Below are 6,593 nucleotides of genomic sequence, written 5' to 3' on the forward strand. Positions count from 1 at the left end.
GAGCGGCCGGGCGGCCGCCCGTTCCCCCATTTCCGTCCCCGCGCATGTGAATCCGAGGTATCCCCGTGGGCACTGCACAGGTGCGTTCGTTCTCCGAGATCGAGGCCGCCTTCGTCGAGTACGTCCAGCAGACCGTCTACTGCACGATGGTCACCGTCGACCGGCACAACCGCCCCCGGGCCCGCGTCGTCCAGCCCGTCTGGGAGACCGTCGACGGACGCCCCGTCGGGTGGCTGGCGGTCTTCCGCACCCCGGTCAAGGCCGCCCACCTGGCGCACAACCCCCACACGACGTACGCCTACTGGCACCCCCGCCAGGATGCGGTGTTCGTCGACAGCGTCTCGGCCTGGGCGCCCGACCGGGACACCAAGCTGCGCGCCTGGGAGCTGTACCGCCGCACCAGCCCCCCGGGCGTGGGCTACGACCCCCACCTCTACTGGAGCGCCGGCCCCGACAGCCCCGACTACCACCTGCTGCGCATCGACCCCTGGCGCGTTCAGGTTCTGCGCGGCTCGGACCTGAGCAGCCGCATCTGGGCGGTCGAGTCCCCGCAGGACCATTGACACCCGCATGTCCCACGCTGTCACTCAGGGCGATCGGAAGTGAATCAAATTTCACCAAGCGAACAATCGGACAACCCTGCTCGCCCCCAAGTCACTTGCCCCCAAGCCAGTGGTCCCCGAGCCGCTCCTCCCCGGTTCGGCCGTGGACCGGAGTGCGTGGCACGGCAGGTATGACTCCGCCGATTTCAGGGACCTCCTCCACGTCCTGGCCCGCCCCCGGCGTCACGACGTACGAGCCGGACCGGTCGAACGGCGTCTGCGCCCGGTTGTGCGGGGCGGTATCCGCAGGACCGTCGCCCCACCCTCCCTGGTGTGGCAGCGTCGTAATCGCGCCGATTTTGCGGACGTGGCGTACGGCTGGGTGAGCGGCGGGGCGAGCGGCGCGAGAATGGTGAGGGCCCGGCAGCGAGCGGCGAGGACCGACACGCTGCCCGAAACGGGCAAGCTCCGCGTTCAGGCACGCTCCCCAGATGATCGGACCGTCTTCAGACCGGCATCCAGGCGCCGGAACGGAGGGAGGACTGACTCATGGCCACCCCGCTCACCGCCGCCCGGCTCGTCGCCGCGTTGAAGGCCGAGGGCTGTGCCGTTCACGAGGTCGCCGGCTGGCGCACCAACAACCGTAATCACAAAGGCCCTTGGGGCCCCGTGCACGGTGTGGTGATCCACCACACCGTCACCGGCCCCGGCACGAACGTCGTCAGGCTGATCTTCAACGGTCACAGCGCCCTGCCCGGCCCGCTCGCGACCGGCTGCATCACCAAGGACGGCGTCGTCCACCTCACGGGCAACGGCCGTGCCAACCACGCCGGCGGCGGCGACGGCGACGTGCTCAACGCCGTCATCGGCGAGTCGTACGGCACGTATCCGCCCCCGACGCACGAGCACGACGGCTCCGCCGGCGCGGTCGACGGCAACGCCCGGTTCTACGGCTGGGAGTGCGAGAACAAGGGCGACGGCAAGGACCCGTGGCCGCCCGCCCAGTACCTCGCGATGGTCAAGGCCACCGCCGCGATCTGCCGCGCCCACGGCTGGGGTCCCAAGAGCGCCATCGGCCACCTGGAATGGAGCGACTGGAAGCTCGACCCGCGTGGATTCGGCATGGCCGGCTTCCGCCGTGACGTAGCCGACGCCCTGGCCCACCCGGCGGGCCGGTGGGAAGGAGAGGACCCCATGCCCCAGTACGTCAACCTCGGTGCCGCGGCGCAGTACCAACTCGCGCCCGGTGTCTGGGACTCGGTCGAGTTCACCGCGGAGTGGACCGACGAGACCGGCGACCACGCCACCCGCGGAAGCGTGTTCGCCCGCGGCCCGGCCCGCTTCAGCGGAACGCTCGGCCTCCACATCGACCGCCTCCCGGCGGGCGCCGTCGTCCAGGCGCGCATGTCGGAGTACCAGGGCGACCAGCACCGCGCGGACCACCCGATCCACGAGATCGTCGGGACGGGCGGCGCCACCTTCGCGGTCCTGCCCGTGACGAAGCGGATCGCGTCGGGCCGCAGCATGCGGGTGCGGCTGCTGAACCAGGCCGCCGTGCCGGTCACCGTCGCGAGCGCCGTGCTGACCGTGCTCGTCTGGAAGGAGACCTGAGCACCGGGCATCACTCCGGCGCCGCCAGGCCCGGGCCCGGGCACCTCACCTCCGCGGTGGGCGCCGTCCCGTCGACCAGATACGCCGCCACGGTGCCGTCCACGCACGCGTTGCCGCGGCTCGCGAACACGCCGTGGGAGTGGTCGTCGTCGAGGACCACCAGACGCGAGCCGGGGAGCAGGCGCTGCACGGAGCGGGCCCCCTCGACGGGCGTGACAGGGTCGTGCGCCGAGGCGACGAGGAAGACCGGCGGCGCCTGCGGGCTGCCGAGCGGGGTGCGGCGGGCGGGCCGGTGGTGCCAGAAGGCGCAGGTGCTCGCCTCCATGCCCGTCAGGACCGGCCGCGGGTCGAGGCGGCGCGTGCGGCGGATGTCCGTGACGATGGCGCGGCGACCGGGGGGCGGACCGTCGGCGCACTTGACGATGCGGTTCGCCGCCTCGTAAGCGCGGGAGTCCGGGCTGTCGAACGCGACGGCCGGGCGCAGGGCGCCGACGCCGCCGTCGGTCAGGCAGCCGCGCAGCCCGTTCGCGAGAGGTGCCCATCGTTCGGTGCGGCCCAGGGCGCGGTACACCGCCCGGTCGAACTCCGCCGGTCCGAATCCCGCCACCGGCCGCGCGGCCAGCCCCTTGCGCACTCGCAGATAGGACGCGCGCACCTCGGTGGGCATGCCTCCCAGGCCGTAGTGCCCCGCGGCCCAGGCGAAGAAGGTGTCGCGCTGACGTAGCAGTGCCCGGCTCTGGAGCACGTCGAAGTCGTACCAGTCCCAGGGGCCGACCACACTGTCCAGCACCATCCGGCCGACGCGGCGGGGGAACAGCGCGGTGTAGGCGGCGCCCTGGTAACTGCCGTAGGAGACACCGAGAAAGCTCGCTCATGGTTCGCCGAGGGCCGCGCGTATCGCGTCCATGTCGTACGCGGTCTGCTCGGCGGACAGATGGGGCAGCAGACGGCCCGCGTGGCGGGCGCAGTCGTCGGCCATGGCCCGCAGGGACATCAGGTACGCCCGCTCCGCCGGGGGGCCGGCCGGCGCCGGCTCGCTGCCCGGACTGTCGAAGAGGCCGCCCATCGGGCCGCAGGTCACGGGAGTGCTCCGCCCGACGCCGCGCGGGTCGAAGTCGATGACGTCGTAGGCGCGGCGCACGCTCCGGGGAGTTTCGCCCGCTTGGTGACCGCGTGGGGGAGTCCCGAGCCGCCCGGACCGCCCGGGTTGACCAGCAGGATGCCGCGCCGTTCGGCGGGCGTGCCCGAGGCGCGCACCCGGGAGACCGTCACCTCGATGCGCGGCTCCGGCGGGTGGTGCCGGTCCAGGGGTACGGAGAGCCGCCCGCACTCGACGCGCTCCGGCGCGGCCGGCCGGGGGACGGAGTCGGGGCAGGTGGCGAAGCGCAGGGGCGGGGGCGCCTCGGCAGCCCGGACGGGGGCGGCGGGGAGGAGGGCGGTGGCGGCCGCGAGGGAGCACAGGAGGGCGGTGCGGCGTGCGGGACGGGTCAAGGGTTCCCCAAAAGGATCTTCGCCAGGCAGATGACAATGAAAATGATTATCGATAACGTCTCCAGCGGCAACACCCGGCGCCCTCCCCCGGAGGGCTCGCCGGGCTGCCCGCACGCCTCGAACTCATCTCAAGAAAGGGGGAGTTGTGGCTCATCTGTTGGTGGTCGAGAGCTGGGTCGGGTCCATGAGCCGGCTACTGCCGAGGGCGATCCGGGAGAACGGGCACGCGTTCACGTTCCTCACCCGCGACCTGCACCACTACCTGCGCTCGGCGCCGGAGGGGACCGCCCATCCGCTGCTCGGGGCCCGCCACATCATCACGGCCGACACCAACGACGTCGAGGCGCTGCTGCCCGAGGTCGAGCGGCTGCACGGGGTGCTCGGTTTCGACGGGGTCGCCACGAGCTGCGACTACTACCTGCCGACCGTGGCCCGGATCGCGGGCCGCCTCGGCCTGCCGGGCCCGGGGCCGGAGGCGGTCGGCGACGCCTGCCGCAAGGACTCCACCCGCCGCGTCCTCGACGACGCCGGGGTGCCGGGACCGCGCTTCGCCGTGCGGGAGGAGTGGGCCGACATCGCCCGGGCCGCGCGCGACATCGGCTATCCGCTGGTCCTCAAGCCGGTCGACCTGTGCGCGGGCATGTACGTGCGCCGGGTGGACGACGAGGCCGAACTGGCCGCCGCCTGCCGGGCGCTGTCCGACTTCCCGGTCAACGCCCGCGGCCAGCGGCGTACGCCCGTGGTGCTGCTCGAAGAGCTGCTGGACGGGCCCGAGGTGAGCGTGGAGACCGTCTCGTACGCGGGCGCCGTCCATGTGGTCGGCGTGACCGACAAGAGCGTGGGCGGGGCGCCCGCCTTCGTCGAGACCGGGCACATGTTCCCGGCCGCCCTCACCCCCGCCGACGCCGAGGCCGCCGAGCAGACCGCCCTGGCCGCGCTCAAGGCCCTCGGGCTGACCGACGGGGTCGTGGCGCACACGGAGATCAAGCTGACCTCCGCCGGGCCACGCGTGGTCGAGGTCAACCCCCGCCCCGCCGGGAACCGCATCACCGAGCTCATACGGCACGTCACCGGCATCGACCTCGCCGCCGCCTTCGTGGACGTCGCCCTGGGCCGCGCGCCCGACCTGCGGCACACGGACACCGGCCTGCGCAGCGCCGCCATCGGCTTCCTGGTGCCCGGTGCCTCGGGCACCCTCGAAGCGCTCGACGGCGACGGACTGCGCGACCTGCCCGGGGTGCTCGAGGTGCAACTCGCCGAGCCCGGCACAGCCGTGAAGGCCGCGGGCAGCAACAACGAGTACCTGGGGCACGTCATGGCCGGCGACCCCGACGGGCCCGGAGCCCGCGCACGCGTCGAGCACCTGCTGGACGACTTGCGCGCGGGACTGGTGATCCGATGACCACCGCCCTCACCGGCACGTCGCACGACGACCTGGTGCAACGGGTGCGCACGGGGTCCTTCGGGCCCGACCCGGCAGACCTCCGAATCGCCGTCGCCTTCACCACCCGGCAGGCCGTCCGGCATCAGGGACGCGGCACCGGCTACCGCAACGAGGTCCTGAGCCTGCGCCTGGCCGAGGCCGTCGGCTCCTGCGCCGTCGAACCGGGACACCTGCCGGACAGCGCGGTCGAGGAGTGCGTGGGCGCCGACGTGGCCCGCCTGCTGGAGCACCCGCTGCCGCCGGTCCGGGTGGCTGCCCTCGACGCCTACCTGATGCACGTCCTGCCGCACACCCCGGACCACGGGGCCACGCCCGTGCCGCTGCCCGCCGGTTCCTCACTGGAGAAGTCCCGGGCCCGGGCGAAGACCGTCGCCGCCCTGCTCGATGTGCCACCCGGCGCCACGGTCCTCGTCGTCGGGGTGGTGAACTCCCTGCTGGAAGAACTGCGTTCGCGCGGACTGCGCTACATCCCCTGCGATCTCAAGGGCGGTGCGACCGAGTGGGGCGAGCCGGTCCTGCCCGACGCGCTCGCCGCGGCCGGCCGGTGTGACGCGCTGCTCGTCTCCGGCATGACCCTGGGCAACGGCACCTTCGAACCCCTGCGGCGGCACGCGCTCGCACACGGCAAGCAGCTCGTGATGTTCGCCCAGACCGGCAGCGCCGTACTGCCCCGCTTCCTGGGGCAGGGCGTCAGCGCGGTGTGCGCGGAGCCGTACCCGTTCTTCTGGCTCGACGGCGGCCCCGGCGTCGTCCACCGCTACGACGGCCCCTGCCCGGGAGGCGGACGATGACCGTCACCGCAAGCCTCCCGGACGCGCGACGGGAGCTGCTCTCCCTGGTCGGCAGAACCCCGCTGGCCCGGATCGCCGCCGACCTGCCGGGCCCGCACCCCGGCTTCTGGGCCAAGCTCGAAGGACTCGCAGCCGGCGGGATGAAGGCACGGGCCGCCGTGTCGATGCTGCTGGGCGCCCGCGAGCGCGGCGAACTGCTGCCCGGCGCCCCGGTCGTGGAGTCCACCTCCGGCACACTCGGCATCGGTCTCGCCTTCGCCGGGCAGGCCCTCGGCCATCCGATCGTGCTGGTCGGCGACCGTGAACTGGAGCCGTCCATGCGGCAGTTGCTGCGCTCGCACGGGGTGCGGCTGGAGATCGCCGACCGTCCGGCGGCGCAGGGCGGCTGGCAGGCCGCCCGCCTCACCCTGCTGCGCGACCTGCTCGCCGAACTGCCCGGCGCCTACTGGCCCGACCAGTACAACAACCCCGACAACACCGCCGGTTACGCCTCCCTGGCCGCCGAACTCGCCGTGCAGCTCGACCACCTCGACATCCTGGTGTGCAGCGTCGGCACCGGCGGCCACAGCGCCGGCCTCATCGGACCGCTGCGCCGGCACTGGCCCGCCCTGCGCCTCATCGGCGTCGACGCCACCGGCTCCACCATCTTCGGCCAGCCCGCCTCGGCGCGGATCCGGCCGGAACACCGCGTCCAGAGCGGCCTTCCCGGAGGCG

8 protein-coding genes are annotated in these 6,593 nt (G+C 73.3%); 5 read left to right on the forward strand and 3 right to left on the reverse strand.

Annotated elements, in window-relative coordinates; genetic code table 11:
- Positions 1 to 65: 65 nt before the first annotated feature.
- A complete protein-coding gene (locus ABZ281_RS31745; RefSeq protein WP_356661085.1) occupies positions 66 to 563 on the forward strand; it encodes a pyridoxamine 5'-phosphate oxidase family protein in 498 nt (165 codons plus the stop codon).
- Between the two features lie 528 nt (positions 564 to 1,091).
- Entirely contained in the window at positions 1,092 to 2,153 is a 1,062-nt protein-coding gene (locus ABZ281_RS31750; RefSeq protein ID WP_356661086.1) for an N-acetylmuramoyl-L-alanine amidase, read from the forward strand.
- Positions 2,154 to 2,163: 10 nt separating this feature from the next.
- Here ABZ281_RS31750 and ABZ281_RS31755 read toward each other — a convergent pair whose 3' ends face one another.
- Genes ABZ281_RS31755 through ABZ281_RS31765 form a run of 3 tightly spaced genes read right to left on the reverse strand, consistent with a single transcriptional unit; the run spans position 2,164 to position 3,644 of the window.
- Positions 2,164 to 2,970 carry an alpha/beta hydrolase gene (locus ABZ281_RS31755; RefSeq protein ID WP_356661098.1) on the reverse strand — a complete coding sequence of 269 codons (807 nt, stop codon included), beginning with the start codon at positions 2,968 to 2,970 and terminating at the stop codon, positions 2,164 to 2,166.
- A gap of 54 nt (positions 2,971 to 3,024) precedes the next feature.
- On the reverse strand, positions 3,025 to 3,234 hold the full coding sequence (locus tag ABZ281_RS31760; protein ID WP_356661088.1) for a hypothetical protein: 210 nt from the start codon (positions 3,232 to 3,234) through the stop codon (positions 3,025 to 3,027).
- A complete protein-coding gene (locus ABZ281_RS31765; RefSeq protein WP_356661090.1) occupies positions 3,231 to 3,644 on the reverse strand; it encodes a hypothetical protein in 414 nt (137 codons plus the stop codon). Before ABZ281_RS31765 ends, ABZ281_RS31760 begins: the two co-directional genes overlap by 4 nt.
- A gap of 145 nt (positions 3,645 to 3,789) precedes the next feature.
- Here ABZ281_RS31765 and ABZ281_RS31770 point away from each other — a divergent pair, with 145 nt between their 5' ends.
- The 3 genes from ABZ281_RS31770 to ABZ281_RS31780 all read left to right on the forward strand — a co-directional run.
- Entirely contained in the window at positions 3,790 to 5,046 is a 1,257-nt protein-coding gene (locus ABZ281_RS31770; RefSeq protein WP_356661092.1) for an ATP-grasp domain-containing protein, read from the forward strand.
- A complete protein-coding gene (locus ABZ281_RS31775; protein ID WP_356661094.1) occupies positions 5,043 to 5,879 on the forward strand; it encodes a DUF364 domain-containing protein in 837 nt (278 codons plus the stop codon). Before ABZ281_RS31770 ends, ABZ281_RS31775 begins: the two co-directional genes overlap by 4 nt.
- On the forward strand, positions 5,876 to 6,593 hold a 718-nt coding region (locus ABZ281_RS31780), incomplete at its 3' end, for a pyridoxal-phosphate dependent enzyme (protein WP_356661096.1). The genes ABZ281_RS31775 and ABZ281_RS31780, both read left to right, overlap by 4 nt.

Source organism: Streptomyces sp. NPDC006265, assembly GCF_040613555.1.
GTDB lineage: Bacteria > Actinomycetota > Actinomycetes > Streptomycetales > Streptomycetaceae > Streptomyces.